The 16,550-nt window shown below is 70.1% G+C and carries 16 protein-coding genes; 9 read left to right on the top strand and 7 right to left on the bottom strand.

Annotated elements, in window-relative coordinates:
* Positions 1-72: 72 nt before the first annotated feature.
* The 5 genes from OG866_RS25405 to galU form a co-directional block, all read right to left on the bottom strand.
* A complete protein-coding gene (locus OG866_RS25405) occupies positions 73-741 on the bottom strand; it encodes a GNAT family N-acetyltransferase (protein WP_329344290.1) in 669 nt (222 codons plus the stop codon).
* Positions 738-1,274, bottom strand: a complete 537-nt coding sequence (locus OG866_RS25400; RefSeq protein WP_329338095.1) for a MogA/MoaB family molybdenum cofactor biosynthesis protein — start codon at positions 1,272-1,274, stop codon at positions 738-740. Before OG866_RS25400 ends, OG866_RS25405 begins: the two co-directional genes overlap by 4 nt.
* Positions 1,271-1,750, bottom strand: a complete 480-nt coding sequence (gene moaC, locus OG866_RS25395) for a cyclic pyranopterin monophosphate synthase MoaC (RefSeq protein WP_329338094.1) — start codon at positions 1,748-1,750, stop codon at positions 1,271-1,273. Before moaC ends, OG866_RS25400 begins: the two co-directional genes overlap by 4 nt.
* A gap of 85 nt (positions 1,751-1,835) precedes the next feature.
* Positions 1,836-3,158: a molybdotransferase-like divisome protein Glp gene (gene glp, locus OG866_RS25390; RefSeq protein ID WP_329338093.1), complete on the bottom strand. Its 1,323-nt coding sequence runs from the start codon at positions 3,156-3,158 to the stop codon at positions 1,836-1,838.
* A 5-nt stretch (positions 3,159-3,163) separates the two neighbouring features.
* A complete protein-coding gene (galU, locus tag OG866_RS25385) occupies positions 3,164-4,066 on the bottom strand; it encodes a UTP--glucose-1-phosphate uridylyltransferase GalU (RefSeq protein ID WP_329338092.1) in 903 nt (300 codons plus the stop codon).
* Positions 4,067-4,198: 132 nt separating this feature from the next.
* Here galU and OG866_RS25380 point away from each other — a divergent pair, with 132 nt between their 5' ends.
* The gene (locus OG866_RS25380) at positions 4,199-4,798 is read left to right on the top strand and encodes a 5-formyltetrahydrofolate cyclo-ligase (protein WP_329338091.1); all 600 of its coding nucleotides are present in this window, start codon (positions 4,199-4,201) and stop codon (positions 4,796-4,798) included.
* A gap of 82 nt (positions 4,799-4,880) precedes the next feature.
* Here OG866_RS25380 and OG866_RS25375 read toward each other — a convergent pair whose 3' ends face one another.
* Positions 4,881-7,637 carry a penicillin acylase family protein gene (locus OG866_RS25375; RefSeq protein WP_329338089.1) on the bottom strand — a complete coding sequence of 919 codons (2,757 nt, stop codon included), beginning with the start codon at positions 7,635-7,637 and terminating at the stop codon, positions 4,881-4,883.
* Between the two features lie 242 nt (positions 7,638-7,879).
* Between OG866_RS25375 and OG866_RS25370 the strand changes: the two genes are divergently transcribed.
* The 6 genes from OG866_RS25370 (at position 7,880) to mscL (ending at position 13,612) form a co-directional block, all read left to right on the top strand.
* Positions 7,880-9,415: a potassium/proton antiporter gene (locus tag OG866_RS25370; RefSeq protein ID WP_329338088.1), complete on the top strand. Its 1,536-nt coding sequence runs from the start codon at positions 7,880-7,882 to the stop codon at positions 9,413-9,415.
* Between the two features lie 287 nt (positions 9,416-9,702).
* Positions 9,703-10,995, top strand: coding sequence for an MFS transporter (locus OG866_RS25365; RefSeq protein ID WP_329338087.1), 1,293 nt, complete (start codon positions 9,703-9,705; stop codon positions 10,993-10,995).
* A gap of 68 nt (positions 10,996-11,063) precedes the next feature.
* Positions 11,064-11,375, top strand: coding sequence for an FmdB family zinc ribbon protein (locus tag OG866_RS25360; protein ID WP_329338086.1), 312 nt, complete (start codon positions 11,064-11,066; stop codon positions 11,373-11,375).
* Between the two features lie 100 nt (positions 11,376-11,475).
* Positions 11,476-12,309 (top strand): S-methyl-5'-thioadenosine phosphorylase, encoded by an 834-nt coding sequence (locus OG866_RS25355; RefSeq protein WP_329338085.1) that lies wholly within the window; start codon positions 11,476-11,478, stop codon positions 12,307-12,309.
* Positions 12,310-12,463: 154 nt separating this feature from the next.
* Positions 12,464-13,000, top strand: a complete 537-nt coding sequence (locus tag OG866_RS25350; protein WP_329338084.1) for a hypothetical protein — start codon at positions 12,464-12,466, stop codon at positions 12,998-13,000.
* 138 nt (positions 13,001-13,138) lie between these two features.
* A complete protein-coding gene (gene mscL, locus OG866_RS25345; RefSeq protein ID WP_329338082.1) occupies positions 13,139-13,612 on the top strand; it encodes a large conductance mechanosensitive channel protein MscL in 474 nt (157 codons plus the stop codon).
* A 46-nt stretch (positions 13,613-13,658) separates the two neighbouring features.
* On the opposite strand, the gene OG866_RS25340 is transcribed toward mscL, so the two are convergent.
* The gene (locus OG866_RS25340; RefSeq protein ID WP_329338080.1) at positions 13,659-13,835 is read right to left on the bottom strand and encodes a hypothetical protein; all 177 of its coding nucleotides are present in this window, start codon (positions 13,833-13,835) and stop codon (positions 13,659-13,661) included.
* Positions 13,836-14,019: 184 nt separating this feature from the next.
* On the opposite strand from OG866_RS25340, the gene OG866_RS25335 reads away from it, so the two are divergent.
* Positions 14,020-15,258 carry a low temperature requirement protein A gene (locus OG866_RS25335; protein WP_329338078.1) on the top strand — a complete coding sequence of 413 codons (1,239 nt, stop codon included), beginning with the start codon at positions 14,020-14,022 and terminating at the stop codon, positions 15,256-15,258.
* Positions 15,259-15,373: 115 nt separating this feature from the next.
* Positions 15,374-16,402, top strand: a complete 1,029-nt coding sequence (locus OG866_RS25330; RefSeq protein WP_329338076.1) for a P1 family peptidase — start codon at positions 15,374-15,376, stop codon at positions 16,400-16,402.
* Positions 16,403-16,550 lie beyond the last annotated feature (148 nt).

Genomic DNA, 16,550 nt, shown 5'->3' with positions numbered 1-16,550 from the left:
CGAGGGTGCGAATTTAATGCCCCAGACGGTCACCGACCGATCATTCTCGAACACTTATTCAATTTCCCGGCGCTATGCGGGATTCCCTGGGGTGTTCTGCGGGTTCCGGGGCGTGGTGTGCGGGGCCTTCTGTGAGCGTGCCCGCTGCCAGCGGGCGAGCAACCCCTCCGGCACCTCTTCCGCCGTGAGCGCGAAGACGAGATGGTCGCGCCAGGCTCCGTCGATGTGGAGATAACGGGGCCTGATCCCCTCCTCGCGGAATCCGAGTTTCTCCACGACCCGTCGGCTGGGCCCGTTCTCGGGACGAATGCAGACCTCGATGCGGTGCAGGCCGACGGTCCGGAAACAGTGGTCGACGACCAGCGCCACCGCGGTCGGCATCACGCCACGGCCGGCCACCGACTCGTCCACCCAGTAGCCGACGTGCCCCGAGCACATCGAGCCCCAGGTGATCCCGGCGACGGTCAACTGCCCGACCAGGCGCCCCTGGTACTCGATGACGAACGGCAGCATCCGGCCCGCGTTCGCCTCGGACCGCAGATGCCGCACCATCTGCCGGTAGGTCGGCCGGTGCGCGATCGGCCCGCTGGGCGTGGGCGGCGGAATGGTCGCCTCCCAGGGGCGCAGCCAGTCGCGGTTGCGCCGGTTGACCTCGCGCCAGGCCCGCTGGTCGCGCATCTTTATCGGCCGCAGGACGACATCGCCGTCCGCGAGTACGACGGGCCAGGATGGGCTGTTCAGCTCGCACCCCCACTGCCGGCGCCGGGTCTGGGGTGATCGCCGCCGCGGATCTGCTCGACGGCGTGGGCCAGCAGGGGCTCCAGGACGGCCAGTCCGTCCTTCACCCCGCCGGTGGAACCCGGCAGATTGACGATCAGCGTCCGGCCCGCCACCCCGGCCAGAGCGCGCGAGAGCGCCGCGGTCGGCACCTTCTCCCGTCCGAACGCCCGGATGGCCTCGGCGATGCCGGGCACCTCGTGGTCGATCACCTTGCGGGTGGCCTCGGGGGTGCGGTCGGTGGGCGAGATACCGGTGCCGCCGGTGGTGACGACGGCGTCGTAACCGGCCTCCACGGCGGCACGCAGGGCCGCTTCCACGGGATCGCCGTCGGGCACGACCTGGGGCCCCTCGACGGCGAAGCCGAAGCTCTTCAGCCCCGCGGCGACGAGGGGACCGCCCTTGTCCTCGTAGACACCGGCGGCGGCGCGGTTGGAGGCGGTCACGACCAGCGCGCGATACGGCGCGGGCCCGGCTTCAGGCACCCCGGCGCTCACGCCCGGCTCCAGTCGCCCGACTTGCCGCCTGTCTTCTCCTCCACGCGCACGTCCGTGATGACCGCTCCCTTGTCGACCGCCTTGACCATGTCGATCACGGTGAGCGCGGCGACGGAGACCGCGGTGAGGGCCTCCATCTCGACGCCCGTGCGGTCCGTCGTCCTGACGGTGGCGAGGATCTCCACGGCGTCGTCCGCGACCGACAGATCCAGTTTCACACCGGACACCGCCAAGGGGTGGCACAACGGGATCAGGTCCGGGGTGCGCTTGGCACCCATGATCCCCGCGATCCGCGCGGTGGCGAGGGCGTCACCCTTGGGGACCCCCTCGCCGCGCAGCAGCTCGATCACGCGGGGCGAGACAAGGACGCGGCCACTGGCACGGGCGGTGCGCGCGGTCACGTCCTTCTCGGATACGTCGACCATGCGGGCGGCGCCCGCCTCGTCGATGTGCGTCAGTCGGTCCTGCGTACTCATGCTGTGTGGCGCTCCCGGTCTCGGCCCTTCGCGGTGCGGCGCAGGGGCCTGCTGTGCGCGACACGGTACCGCCAACCAGGAGCACTCAGCCGAGCAGGACCACCTCGACCTCGGCGTTGGGCTCGACGCTCTCCACGTCCTCCGGGACGACGATCAGCGCGTTCGCGTGCGCGAGGGCCGCGACCAGATGCGAGCCGGCGCCACCGACGGGCGTCACCGCGCCGTCGGCGTACGCCCCGCGCAGGAACTGCCTGCGCCCCTTCGGCGAGGTCAGCGCCTTGCCGGCGGTCAGCTTCGCGCGCGCGTGCGGCCGGTGGACGTCGTCCAGGCCCATGAGGGTGCGGATCGCGGGGCGCACGAACAGTTCGAAGGAGACGTACGACGACACCGGGTTGCCGGGGAGCGCGAGCAGCGGGATGTGGTCGGGGCCGATGGAGCCGAAGCCCTGGGGCTTGCCGGGCTGCATGGCGAGCTTGCGGAACTCGACACCGCTGCCTGCCTCGTCCTCGTCGCCAACGTGCGAGAGGGCCTCCTTGACGACGTCGTACGCCCCGACGCTCACCCCGCCCGTGGTGACCATGAGGTCGGCACGCACGAGCTGGTCCTCGATGGTGTCGCGGAGGGTCTCGGCGTCGTCGGCGACGGCGCCCACGCGGTAGGCGATGGCGCCGGCGTCGCGGGCGGCGGCGGTGAGGGCGAAGCTGTTGGAGTCGTAGATCTGGCCGCTGCCGAGGTCCTCGTCGGGCTGGACCAGCTCGCTGCCGGTGGACATGACGACCACGCGCGGGCGCGGGCGCACGCGTACGGTGCCGCGGCCGATCGCGGCGAGCAGGGCGATCTGCGGCGGGCCGAGGACCGTACCGGCGTCGAGGGCGCGGTCTCCGGCCTTCACGTCGCTGCCGGTGGCGCGTACGTGGGCGCGTGCCTCGGCCGGGCGGTACACGTGCACGTGCCCTTCGGCGCCCTCGGGGGCGAGCGCGCGGGCGCGCATGCCGGTCACGGGACCCTCGCCCAGGCCTCCGTCGGTCCACTCCACCGGTACGACGGTCTCGGCGCCGGGCGGCAACGGGGCGCCGGTCATGATGCGGGCGGCCTGGCCGGGTCCCACGTGGAGCAGCTCGGCCTGGCCCGCCGCGACGTCCCCGACGACGTCCAGGACGGCGGGGAACTCCTCGCTCGCGCCCGCGACATCGGCGACCCGTACCGCGTACCCGTCCATGGAGCTGTTGTCGAACGGCGGCAGGGAGACCGGCACCGTGACGTCCTCGACCAGGACGCAGCCCTGGGCGTCGAGGAGTTGCAGCTCGATGGGTTCGAGGGGGCGGACGGTCGCGAGGATGTCCTCCAGGTGTTCGTCCACCGACCAGAGGTGGTCCTGGCCGGTGGTGCGGGGCGCGGCGCTGCTCAACGTTGCTACATCTCCTCGGCTACGTAACTGCGAAGCCAGGTCCGGAAGTCCGGGCCCAGGTCTTCACGTTCGCACGCGAGTCTGACAATGGCACGCAGATAGTCGCCACGGTCCCCGGTGTCATAGCGGCGGCCCTTGAAGACGACGCCGTGCACGGGGCCGCCGACCTTCTCGTCCGCGGCGAGCTGCTGGAGGGCGTCGGTGAGCTGGATCTCGCCGCCGCGGCCGGGCTCGGTCTTGCGCAATATCTCGAAGATGTGCGGGTCGAGGACGTAACGGCCGATGATCGCGTAGTTGGACGGCGCGTCGGCGGGGGCGGGCTTCTCGACCAGGTCGTGGACCTTGACCACGTCACCGTCGTCGGTCGGGTCCACGGCCGCGCAGCCGTAGAGGTGGATCTGCTCGGGGGCGACCTCCATGAGGGCGATGACGCTGCCGCCGTGCTGCTCCTGGACCTCGACCATCCGCTGGAGCAGCGGGTCGCGCGGGTCGATCAGGTCGTCACCGAGGAGGACCGCGAAGGGTTCGTGCCCGACGTGCGGCGCGGCGCACAGCACGGCGTGGCCGAGGCCCCTGGGGTCGCCCTGACGGACGTAGTGCATCGTCGCGAGGTCGCTGGACTCCTGCACCTTCGCGAGCCGGTTGGCGTCACCCTTCTTCTGAAGGGCGGATTCCAGCTCGTAGTTGCGGTCGAAGTGGTCCTCAAGGGGGCGCTTGTTGCGGCCCGTCACCATGAGGACGTCATCGAGGCCCGCGGAGACGGCCTCCTCGACCACGTACTGGATCGCCGGCTTGTCCACGACCGGCAGCATCTCCTTGGGAGTGGCTTTGGTGGCCGGCAGGAACCGGGTGCCGAGGCCTGCTGCTGGGATGACAGCCTTGCTGATCCGAGGGTGCGACTGAGTCATGGCCGCAACCTTATCCGGTGCCTTTGCAAGGAATCTGAAGCTCCGGTTAATTAGCTCTGGTATGAGCGGATTAGAAGGATACGGGAGCGACCCTTGAGTCACAGCGGACGTCCTGACGAGCCTGACAAGCGAATGTTGCGGCGAGAGTTCCTCGCGGTGAGAAGCAGGTTGACGGCCGATGACGTGCGGGAATCCGCGGTCGCGCTGGCGGAGCGGGCGCTTGGGCTGCCCGAGTTGGTGCGGGCGCGCACGGTGGCGGCGTACGTCTCGGTGGGGGGCGAGCCCGGCACGCTCGCGCTGCTGGACGCGCTGCGTGCGCGGGGCGTGCACGTCCTGCTCCCCGCGCTCCTGCCCGACAACGACCTGGACTGGGGCGCGTACACCGGGGAGGGCTCCCTCGCGCGCGTCCAACACGGCGGGAAGATGGCCCTCTTCGAGCCCGCGGGCGAGCGCCTGGGGCCGGACGCGGTGACCGCCGCCGACGTGGTACTGCTGCCCGGCCTCGCGGTCGACGCGCGCGGTATGCGTCTGGGGCGCGGCGGGGGGTCGTACGACCGCGTGCTCGCGCGCCTGGAGCGTGCGGGTGCGCATCCCGCGCTGGTGGTTCTGCTCTACGACTCCGAGGTCGTCGAGCGCGTCCCGGAGGAGGCGCACGACCGGCCGGTGGACGCGGTGGTGACGCCCTCGGGCGTGCGCCGTTTCCGGGACGAGCCGCAGACGGCGGATCGCTGAACGCCGCCCGGCGTACGCGAAGGGCCCCTCCACGCGCGTGGAGGGGCCCTTCGATTGCTCGGGTTCAGCCGGCTTCAGCGGCTCACGGTTTGAGCACCAGGGTGTCGCTCGTGCTCTTGTCGACCGCGTCCTTCGAGAAGGACCAGTCCAGGAGTTCGCCCTTGACCCACTTGCTCGTCTGGTCGGTGTAGTGGGCGCTGTAGGCATGCCCGGAGGCGCCGGTGAGATTGATCCACTTCGACTTGTCGAGGTCGCCGAGGTTGACCACCATCCGCATCGACGGCACCCAGATGACGCCGTAGCCGCCGGCGGCGTTCCAGCCGGTCGCGTTGACCGTGGCCTCGCCGCCGCTGAGCTTCCAGGGGCCGCGGTTGAGGATGTACTGGATGATTCCGGGGCCGTCGGTGCCGAGGGTCTGGTTCTTGAGGAACAGGCGGTGCAGCCGGCCCCAGCTCCAGGTGTCGATATCCTTGCCGAGCTTGGCGGTCAGCTCCCAGCGGGCGTCGATCATGGCGCGCTTGAACAGCTGGTCGCGGTTCTCGGCCTTGGGGCGGTCACCGACGCCGGCCGGCGTCTTCCACCAGTCGCTCTTCTCGTCGTCCATGAGGTTGCGCACGACCTCGAACCAGCGGTCGCCACCGTCCGGCTGCGCCTGGTCGGGGTCGCGCTGACCGCACTCGCGCACCTCGGTCTCCTCGTCCACCGGCCCGGTGCTGTCGGCCTTCTCGACCCACAGGCACTGGCCCTCGACGCGGAGTTCCTTGGGCAGCTTGTTGCCGAAGGCGAGCTTGAGGATGTTGCGCCAGACCGAGTTGAAGTAGGCGGCCGCCGCGGAGTCGGCGTCCTGGGTGTAGTCCCAGCCCTCCAGCAGCTTCTGCGCCTCGCGGACGTCCTTGTCCTCGATGTCGATCTTCAGCAGCTTGGGCACGAGCAGCTTGGCGATCTCGCTGCTGTTGTCGACCTGCATCTGACGCATGTCGTCGGTCGAGATCTTGCCGCCGTCGTCGATCTTCGACTGGATCAGGTCGGTGATCCGCTGGCTGCGGGTGCCGTAGCCCCAGTCCGTGGTGAGCGTGTAGGGGTACTTGTCCTGGTCGATCACGGCCTGGTTGGCGGTGACGATGTAGCCGCGCGACGGGTTGTACTCGTAGGGCAGTTCGTCCTGCTGGATCCAACCGGTCCAGCGGTACTCGGAGTCCCATCCCGGCTGCGGGATCGAGCCGTCGACGCCCTTCGCGCGCGTGGGGATCCTGCCGGGCAGCGTGTAGCCGATGTTCTTGCTGTCGGCGTAGACCAGGTTCTGCGACGGCACCTCGAACAGGGTGGCCGCGGCGCGGAATTCGTTCCAGTTCGCCGCCTTGTCCATGGCGAAGACGGCGTCCATGCTGGTGCCCGCCTGGAGGGCCGTCCAGCGCAGGGCGATGCCGTAGCCGTCGCCGCGGTCGGGTGCGGCGGTGTCGACGGTGGCCTTCTTGCCGACCTTGACCAGCTCGTCGTCACGGTCGGACAGCAGGGGGCCGTTGTTGGTCTCGCGGACGACGATCGTCTTGGACTTGCCGCCGGCGACCTTGATGGTCTCCTCGCGCGTGGTGAACGGCACCGTCTTGCCGTCGTACAGGTAGCCGCTGCCGCTGAGCTTCTCCAGGTACAGGTCGGTGACGTCCACGCCGGAGTTCGTCATGCCCCAGGCGATGTTCGCGTTGTGGCCGATGACGACGCCGGGCATGCCCGCGAAGGTGTAACCGGTGACGTCGTACTGGCACTTGCTGGAGACGGTGCGGCAGTGCAGGCCCATCTGGTACCAGACGGACGGCAGCGAGGCCGACAGGTGCGGGTCGTTGGCCAGCAGCGGGCTGCCGGTGATCGTGTACTTGCCGGAGACGACCCAGGCGTTGGAGCCGATGCCGTTGCCGTTCACGCCGACGGCCGTGGGGACGTCGTCCAGGACGTCCTGGAGGCCCGCCAGCTGGCTCTGGAGGGACGTGGAGGCCGTGGAGGTGTCGGTGGTGCCCGTCGCGCCGCTGGTGGAGCCCGCGGCGGACGTGGAGCCGTCCTGCTCGAACGTCTGGGTGAGCTCGTTGTACTGGCCCTCCTGGACGATCGCCTTGTTGCGGCTGTACGGGTACTCCGGGTACAGGTCGGCGATCTGCTTGGGGCCCAGACGGCTGGTCATCAGGGCGCGGTCGATCTCGTCCTGCATGTTGCCGCGCAGGTCCCAGGCCATTGCCTTCAGCCAGGAGACCGAGTCGACGGGGGTCCACTGCTCGGGCTTGTAGTCGTTGGTGAAGCCGAGGGCGGCGTACTCCAGGGAGATCTCCTTGCCGTCCTTGCCCTCCAGGTAGGCGTTGACTCCCTTGGCGTACGCCTGGAGGTACTTCTTGGTGGAGGCCGACAGCTTGGTGTCGTACTCCTTCTTCGCGACCCGGTCCCAGCCCAGGGTGCGCAGGAACTCGTCGTTCTTGATCTGGCCCTTGCCGAACATCTCCGACAGGCGCCCGGAGGTCATGTGGCGGCGCACGTCCATCTCGTAGAACCGGTCCTGCGCCTGGACGTAGCCCTGCGCCATGAACAGGTCCTGGTCGGTGGAGGCGTAGATCTGCGGGATGCCGTTGCCGTCGCGCTTCACGTCGACCGGTCCCGACAGGCCCTCGAGCGTGATCGAGCCCTTGGTCTGCGGGAGGGAGGCACGGACGGTACTGATGGACCAGTACGCCCCGTACGCGATGCCCCCGATGATGGCCAATACCAGGACGAGGACGATCAGACGGGCTTTGCGCCCCTTTTTCCTGCCGGACTTGCCGGGCTGCTGACCCGATGAGGCGGTGGTGTTGGGGGGCATCGCTGTCCTTGCTGTCCTAACGCGAGCGGCAGGGCGGGCTGTCCTTTTGAATGAGCGCTGGAGCAACCATAGGCGCAGGGCCTGACGCCACTTGACGCGGAGTCGGGAACCCGAACGGGCGAGCGTTCGATCTTGCCCTGAGGAGTGTCAAGAAATCGTCAAGAGTTAGGTAAGGTAACGAAGTACTTGGGTGCGAAGAACCGCCACTTCGTGTCCTATGTACGTGAGCCCACGCGCGCGTGATGCCCGTGGGCCTGGGAAGGGAACAGCCGCTGACCGTCCACGACCTCAACCAGCTCCTGCTCGTCTGCTCGCTCGTCCTGCTCGTCGCCGTCGCAGCGGTCCGGATCTCCTCGCGCAGCGGGCTCCCCAGCCTGCTCGTCTACCTGGGCATCGGCATCGCCATGGGCCAGGACGGCATCGGTGACATCAAGTTCGACAACGCCGAACTGACCCAGGTCATCGGGTACGCGGCCCTGGTCGTGATCCTGGCCGAGGGTGGCCTGGGCACGAAGTGGAAGGAGGTCGAGCCGGCCCTGCCGGCCGCCACCGCCCTGGCCCTGGCCGGCGTCGCGGTGAGCGTCGGGGTCACGGCGACGGCCGCCCACTACCTGATCGGCCTCGAGTGGCGGCAGGCGCTCATCATCGGGGCGGTCGTCTCTTCCACGGACGCGGCGGCGGTCTTCTCGGTCCTGCGGCGGATCCCCCTGCCCGCGCGCGTGACGGGCACGCTGGAGGCCGAGTCCGGCTTCAACGACGCCCCGGTCGTCATCCTGGTCGTCGCCTTCTCCACGGCGGGCCCCGTCGAGCACTGGTACCTGCTGATCGGTGAGATAGCCCTGGAACTGGCCATCGGCGCGGCCGTCGGCCTCGCGGTCGGCTGGCTGGGCTCCTGGGGGCTCAGGCACGTCGCCCTGCCCGCCTCCGGCCTCTACCCGATCGCCGTCATGGCGATCGCCGTCACGGCGTACGCGGCGGGCGCACTGGCCCACGGCAGTGGCTTCCTCGGCGTCTACCTCGCCTCCATGGTGATGGGCAACGCCAAGCTCCCGCACTGGCCCGCCACGCGCGGTTTCGCCGACGGGCTCGGCTGGATCGCCCAGATCGGCATGTTCGTCCTGCTCGGTCTGCTCGTCACCCCGCACGAACTGGGCGACGACGTGTGGCCCGCGCTCGTCATCGGGCTGGTGCTGACCATGGTCGCCCGCCCGCTCAGCGTCGTGCTGTGCCTGACACCGTTCCGGGTGCCCTGGCAGGAGCAGACCCTCATGTCCTGGGCCGGGCTGCGCGGCGCCGTGCCCATCATCCTGGCGACGATCCCCATGGTGAACGGCGTCGACGGCAGCCGCCGTATCTTCAACATCGTCTTCGTCCTGGTCGTCGTCTACACCCTGGTCCAGGGGCCGACGCTCCCCTGGCTCGCCCGCAAGCTCCGGCTGGGCCAGGACGCCGAGGCCGCCGACCTCGGCATCGAGTCGGCGCCCCTGGAGCGGCTGCGCGGACACCTGCTGTCCGTCGTTATCCCGGACGCCTCGAAGATGCACGGCGTCGAGGTCAACGAACTGCGTCTGCCGGCCGGGGCCGCCGTCACCCTCGTCGTCCGCGATGGAAAATCGTTCGTTCCGTTGCCCACGACGGTGCTGCGCCGCGGGGACGAACTGCTCGTGGTCGCCACGGACCCCGTCCGGGACGCGGCGGAGAAGCGGCTGCGCGCGGTGGGGCACGGGGGCAAGCTGGCCGGATGGCTGGGGACGGACGGCGCGACCCCGGGGCATTGACAGTGACCGCCGGTTAAGGGCATGTTTCGCACGGTTCACACCTTCATCAATCGCAGGTGAACGACCCCAATGGTGCTCGTTTTCACAGGAACATCAGCCATTGATCCCTGTACGATGAAGGCGCACTTTGATCGAACCAACTCTGCCTGACGCAGAGCTGGCGCGACCGTATGGCGGCCGGGACACCCCTCGCAGTGGGCGCCGGTATCTACCGCAGTTCCGCGCACGAGGACAGCTCTCGGCGCCCCCGCACGGGCGCGCTACCAGGCGGCAGAAAGGCACGGGCCGTGGCATCCACGGTCACCACCGAGCCGTCGAAGGACTCGTCGGCTTCCTCCCGCCCCGGATACGGGCAACTGCTGCGCACGCGCGGCGCCTGGACGTTCCTGCTCCCCGGCTTCGCCGCGCGGCAGCCGTTCGCGATGCTGACGATCTCCATCGTGCTGCTCGTGCAGCACACCACCGGCTCGTACGGAGCGGCGGGCGCCGCAGCCGCGGTCACCGGTGTCTCCATGGCGGTGTTCGCGCCCTACAGCGGCCGCCTCGCCGACCGTCACGGCCAGCGCATCGTGCTGATCCCCGGTGTGCTGGTGCACTCCCTGTCGGGGCTGACCCTGACGGCGCTCGCGCTCTCCCACGCGCCCTTGTGGGCGCTGTTCATCGCCGCCGTGCCCACGGGCGCCTCGGTGCCCCAGATCGGCCCCATGGTGCGCGCCCGCTGGGGCGTGAAGCTCCAGGGCTCCCCCCTCATGAGCACCGCGGCGGCCTTCGAGTCGGTCACGGACGAGCTGACCTTCGTCGTCGGCCCGCTCCTGGCCACCGCCCTGTGCACCGCGGTCGACCCGGCCGCCGGCCTGATGACGGAGGCCGCGCTGACCCTGATCGGCGGCCTGCTGTTCGCCGCGCAGAAGGGCACACAGCCCCAGGTCGCGTTGGACGGGCACGCGCGCGTGGAGCACGGCTCCGCGCTGCGCATACCCGGCGTGCGCGTGCTGATCGTGACGTTCCTGGGCATCGGTTCCGTCTTCGGCGGCATGCAGGTCTCGCTGGCCGCGTTCACCGAGTCGATCGGCGAGCCCGGGCTGAACGGTGTCCTGTACGGCGTCTTCGCCGCGGGCAACATGATCTCCGGCATCGCCTGCGGCGCCATCGCGTGGAAGGTCGCTCCGCAGCGGCGCCTCGTGGTCGGGTACGCCGCGCTCGCGCTGACCGCCTCCGGCCTGTGGGCCGCGCACTCCGTTCTCGCGCTGGCCGGACTCGGTCTCCTGGTCGGCATGTCCATCGCGCCCGCGCTGATCACCGGCTACACGCTGGTCGAGGACCTGGTGCCGGCCGGCGCCCGGACCGAGGCCTTCACCTGGCTGACCGGTGCGGTGGCACTGGGCCAAGCCGGCGCCGTCACGGTCGCCGGGCAGCTGGAGGACCGCTTCTGGGACGGTGCAGGATTCCTGGTCCCGATGGTCGGCACACTGCTCGCCCTGGCGACCCTCCTCGCCCTGCGTTCACGGCTCGCGGCGCGCCCCCGGAGCCGTACGGTCGCACGTGGCGTCGGTCACCGCGTGCCGGTGACGGTGGACTGATCCTCAGGAATACGTCACTATGGACCGTCGTTAGCACTCATTGAGTGAGAGTGCCAGGAGGAAGACAAGTGCCGACCTACCAGTACCAGTGCACCGAGTGTGGCGAGGGCCTCGAGGCGGTGCAGAAGTTCACCGACGACGCTCTGACCGAGTGCCCCAACTGCGGTGGCCGCCTGAAGAAGGTGTTCTCCGCGGTCGGCATTGTCTTCAAGGGCTCTGGCTTCTACCGCAACGACAGCCGCGGCTCCTCGTCGAGCAGCTCGCCCGCTACGTCGTCGAAGTCGACGTCCGCCACGACGACGCCGTCCTCTTCGACGTCGTCGTCCTCGGACTCGAAGCCGTCGAGCAGCGGCTCCTCCAGCAGCACCTCCGCCGCTTAAGGACTCACCCGCAGACCCTGTCGTCGTACGACGGCGGGGTCCTCGGCGTTTTCAGAAGCCCGCTCCGGCCCGCTGCCCGGGGCCAGCTACTGTGCTGGTCATGGCGAACGCAGAGATCGGCGTAATCGGCGGCTCGGGCTTCTACTCGTTCCTCGACGACGTGACCGAGATCCAGGTGGACACCCCTTACGGCCCGCCCAGTGACTCCCTCTTCCTCGGTGACATAGCGGGCCGACGGGTCGCGTTCCTGCCCCGGCACGGGCGCGGCCACCATCTTCCGCCGCACCGGATCAACTACCGCGCCAATCTGTGGGCCCTGCGGTCGGTGGGCGCTCGTCAGATCCTCGGTCCCTGCGCGGTGGGCGGGCTGCGCCCCGAGTACGGGCCCGGCACGCTGCTGGTGCCGGATCAGCTGGTCGACCGTACGAAGTCCCGTGCGGGGACGTACTTCGACGGGCTGCCGCTGCCCGGCGGCGAGGTGCCCCAGGTCGTCCATGTGTCGCTGGCCGACCCCTACTGCCCGGTCGGCAGGACGGCGGCGTTGAAGGCGGCGCGCGGGCGGGACTGGGAAGCGGTGGACGGCGGAACGCTGGTGGTGATCGAGGGGCCGCGCTTCTCGACGCGCGCCGAATCGTTGTGGCACCAGGCGCAGGGCTGGTCGGTGGTGGGCATGACCGGTCATCCCGAGGCGGCGCTCGCTCGTGAACTGGAGCTCTGCTACACGTCGTTGACCCTGGTCACGGACCTCGACGCGGGCGCCGAGACCGGTGAGGGCGTCTCGCACGACGAGGTGCTGCGGGTGTTCGCGGCGAACGTGGACCGGCTGCGGGGTGTCCTGTTCGACGCGGTGGCCGCGCTGCCGGCGAACGACGAGCGGGACTGCCTGTGCACAACGGCGCTCGGTGGCATGGATCCGGGCTTCGAACTGCCCTGACACGGCGCCGTACCCCGCGACGGAAGGGCGGAACTCCCCGTTCGGGTGCGGGAGTTTTCCACAACCAGTCGGTCGTCCACCTGTCTCGGCGGGATTCGGCGCGAGGCCTCATCGTGGCCTTGCCAGCCGATTCCTTGTCACAGGTGGTGGTCCCGTGTCGTTCGCTCCTTCTCCCTCTCCTCTCGTTCCGCGCCCGCCGGGCAGCGATGCCCCCGCCACGTGCGAGGTGCCGCACTTCGCTCCGGTGCGGGTGCGGGGCGGTCGTTGTCAACTGGCCCGGCTCGTACGGCATCGCAGGCGGGCCCTTGCGGCGGGCCTCGCCGTGACGGCCGCGGCGCTGTTGGCCGTCGGTCCGGACGGGGCGGACGGGGCCCGCGGGCACCCGACGGCCGCGCCGGTACGGGAGCACCGTGCCGTCGAGATGGTGACGGCGCCGGTGCGTATCGCCGACGGGGCCACGGTTCTGCTGCTGCGGCCCGGAGACCGGGTCGACGTGATCGCCGCCGAATCGACGGCGACGGGCGGCGACGCACAGGTGATCGCGCGCGGGGCGCGGGTGAAGAAGGTGCCCGAACCGCTGGAGGGTGCTGTCGAGAGCGGCGCTCTGGTGGTGCTCTCGGTGCCGCGCTCCATCGCGGCACGCCTCGCGGGTGCGAGCGCGACGGCACGACTGGCGGTGACGCTGTGTTGAGCCGTGTGATCCGCCTGTTGCGCGGCCTTCTGCCAAGCACCCCTTTCGAGCTACCCAATTGGACAGGGTCACCTCGCGTTGACGTAGGTTGCGGAGCTGTTTGTTCCACAACCTGTGCCTGCGAGGAGAGTCCCCTAGGTGAGCGAGAAGAAGCCGAACGTCTGGGATGGCTTCAAAGCCTTCCTGATGCGCGGGAACGTCGTCGACCTGGCCGTGGCAGTGGTCATCGGTGCCGCCTTCACCAACATCGTGAACTCGGTGGTGAAGGGCGTGATCAACCCGCTGGTCGGGGCGATCGGGACCAAGAACCTCGACGGCTACAGCTCGTGCCTGAAGGACCCGTGCAAGGTCGCGGCGGACGGCACGGTGCAGAGCGGCATCCAGATCATGTGGGGCACCGTGCTGGGCGCGACGCTGAGCTTCGTGATCACCGCGGCGGTCGTGTACTTCCTGATGGTGCTGCCGATGTCGAAGTACCTGGCGCGACAGGAAGCCCGCAGGAAGGCGAAGGAGGGGACGCACGAGATCATCGAGGTCACCGAGCTGGAGGTCCTCAAGGAGATCCGCGACGCACTGGTCGCCCAGCGCGGCTCGGGCCACGACGAGCGGTAGCGACCGCCACGGCCTGCCGGTTCTGGCAGGCCGTGCGGCGGGCGGCTCAGAGGTGGTGGGGCGGCTTCTCGTCGAGGAAGCGCTTCAGGTCCGCCGCGCTGTCCGCGCCGCCCCGCTCGCCCCAGCCGCGGTCCGTGTCGTCCGAGGACTGCTGGTCCAGCGGGTCGTCGAAGATCAGCGACGGCTTGGGAGCGCGGGGCGCCGGGTCGGGGGCGGTACTCATGGGTCCAGGGTACGGCCCGGCCCCAGCGGACGTGGGCGTAGTTGCTCTGGACGGAGTCGCGGACGGCGATGGCGTCGCGTCCCGGGCTCGGCTGACCTGGAGTTTCTTCCGAGGCTTTGGACCCTCGCCCGCTTGTGAAAGCGTGCACAAGAATTTCTGGCCGGTATCTGCTGTGCTTGGACGCATGACGTCCAGTTCGACTCCGTCCCCAGCGCCCTCCGACGCGCACGCCCCCCGTAGTCCGTTGCGGAGGCTCAGCGCCCGCGGGCGCGACGAGGCGCATCGGGTCGCCTCGCCCCTGGAGCTCTTCTTCGACCTGTGCTTCGTCGTGGCCATCGCCCAGGCGGGCGTGCAGTTGGTGCACTCGATCGCCGAGGGACATGCCGGCGAAGGCATCCTCAACTACGCGATGGTCTTCTTCGCCATCTGGTGGGCCTGGATGAACTTCTCCTGGTTCGCCTCGGCGTACGACAACGACGACGTCCTCTACCGGGTCGTCACCCTGGTCCAGATCGCCGGTGTGCTGGTGCTCGCGGCCGGGGTGTCGCGGGCCTTCGAGGACCACGACTTCCTGACCGTCTGGCTGGGCTACGTGATCATGCGGCTCGCCATGTCCGCGCAGTGGATACGCGTGGCGCTGTCCAGCGAGGGCGCGGAGCGGACGATGGCTCTGCGGTACGCCGGTGGCGTGCTGCTCTGCATGGTCGGCTGGCTGGGGCTTGTGGTGCTGCCCGTGGGGGCGAGGCCCTGGGTGTTCCTCGTGATGGCGGTGGTCGAGATGTGCGTGCCGGCGTACGCGGAGAAGGACTTCACCTCCTCCTGGCATCCGCACCACATCGCCGAGCGGTACGGGCTGTTCACCATCATCGTCCTCGGCGAGACGATCGCCGCGGCCACGGTCGCCGTGAAGTCCGCCGTCGACGAGAACGACGCGCTCGGTGAACTGCTGCCGATCGCCGCGGGCGGGCTGCTGATCGTGTTCGCGGCGTGGTGGATCTACTTCGTCGTGCCGATCCACGGCAGGCTGCGCACCAGCAAGCAGGCGTTCCTGTGGGGCTACGGCCACTACCTGATCTTCGCCTCGGCAGCCGCGATCGGCGCCGGGCTGGAGGTGGCGGTCGAGCAGGCGGTCGGCGAGGCGCACATCTCCACGCTGGCCGCGTCGGCCGCGGTGACGCTGCCGACGGCGCTCTATCTCCTCACCGTCTGGGCCCTGCACTCGCGCTACTTCAAGGTGGGTACCGCGCAGCAGCTGGTACTGCCGGTCACAGCGCTGCTGGTGATCGCCTGCACGTTCCTGGGCGATTGGGCCGTGCTCGCGGCCGGCATCGTCTCGGCACTCGCGGTGGCCACGGGGACGACGCTGACGGCGCGGATGGCGACCCGTGAGCGCAAGCAGGCGGCACCGGCGCCGGTCGGGTGATGGGCGCCGGCGCGGATTCCGGCGGTCAGTGCCGGTTCCGCGCCGGTCGGTCGGTGCCGGTGCGAGCGTCGCGCCGGTGGGCGGGTGTCGGGGTGGCCTGGACGAGACTGGGGCCATGACAGTTGACGCTCTGACGGACGTCGCCGGTGTGCGCGTGGGGCACGCGACGCGCACCGGCGACGGTTGGCTCACCGGCACCACCGTGGTGCTCGCCCCGGAGGGCGGCGCCGTCGCCGCCGTGGACGTGCGCGGCGGTGGCCCCGGCACCAAGGAGACCGACGCCCTCGACCCGCGCAACGTCGTGCAGAAGGTCGAGGCGATCGTTCTGACGGGGGGCAGCGCCTACGGACTCGACGCCGCGACCGGCGTGATGGCGTGGCTGGAGGAGCAGGGGCGCGGGGTGCGTGTCGGGCCGGATCCGACGCACGTCGTGCCCGTCGTGCCCGCCGCCTGCGTCTTCGACCTCGGGCGGGGCGGCGACTTCCGGGCCAGGCCGGATGCCTCCGTGGGCCGGACGGCGGTCGAGGAGGCCGCGGCGAGCGCGCCCGGGACGCGCGTGCAAGAAGGGGGCGTGGGCGCGGGTACGGGCGCCGCTGTCGGGTCGTTGAAGGGCGGGGTCGGCAGCGCGAGCGTCGTGCTCGGGTCGGGGATCACGGTCGCCGCGCTGGTGGTGGCCAACGCGGCGGGCGCCGTACTGGATCCGGAAACGGGCGTTCTGTACGGGGAGTTGTTCCAGGGGCGCGTGGACTATCCGGAGGCGCATGTACATGAGGCCGCGCGTCGGCGGCTCGCCGAGACCGCGGCCAAGAACGCGGCTCCCCTTCTGAACACCACGCTCGCGGTCGTCGCCACCGACGCGGACCTGTCGAAGGCGCAGGCGCAGAAGCTCGCCGGCACGGCGCACGACGGCATCGCGCGCGCCGTACGGCCGGTGCACCTTCTCAACGACGGCGACACGGTGTTCACGCTGGCGACGGGAGAGCGCGCGCTGGACGCCGAGCACCCCCTGGCGCTCAACGAACTCCTCGCGGCGGGCGCCGACATGGTGACCCGCGCGATCGTGCGCGCCGTCCGCGCGGCCGAGTCGGTGCGCGGACCGGGTGGGGAGTGGCTGTCGTACGGGGAGTTGTACGGGGGTCGGTGACAGGGACGGGACGGGGGCCGGGGGCCTGTGCTCCGGGGTGGCGCGTTTCGTGTGGGGATTGTCCCGGTTGTGTCACGTGATGGCGTTCACCGTCGACTGGGGGAACCCGACCGGTCATGGATGCGCTCTTTCTCCACGCACTGGAGCG

Origin of the sequence: Streptomyces sp. NBC_00663 (assembly GCF_036226885.1) — a bacterium.
In the GTDB taxonomy this organism is placed as follows: domain Bacteria; phylum Actinomycetota; class Actinomycetes; order Streptomycetales; family Streptomycetaceae; genus Streptomyces.
The sequence above is the reverse complement of the archived record's forward strand: the minus strand, read 5'-3'. Positions and strand labels throughout refer to the sequence as shown.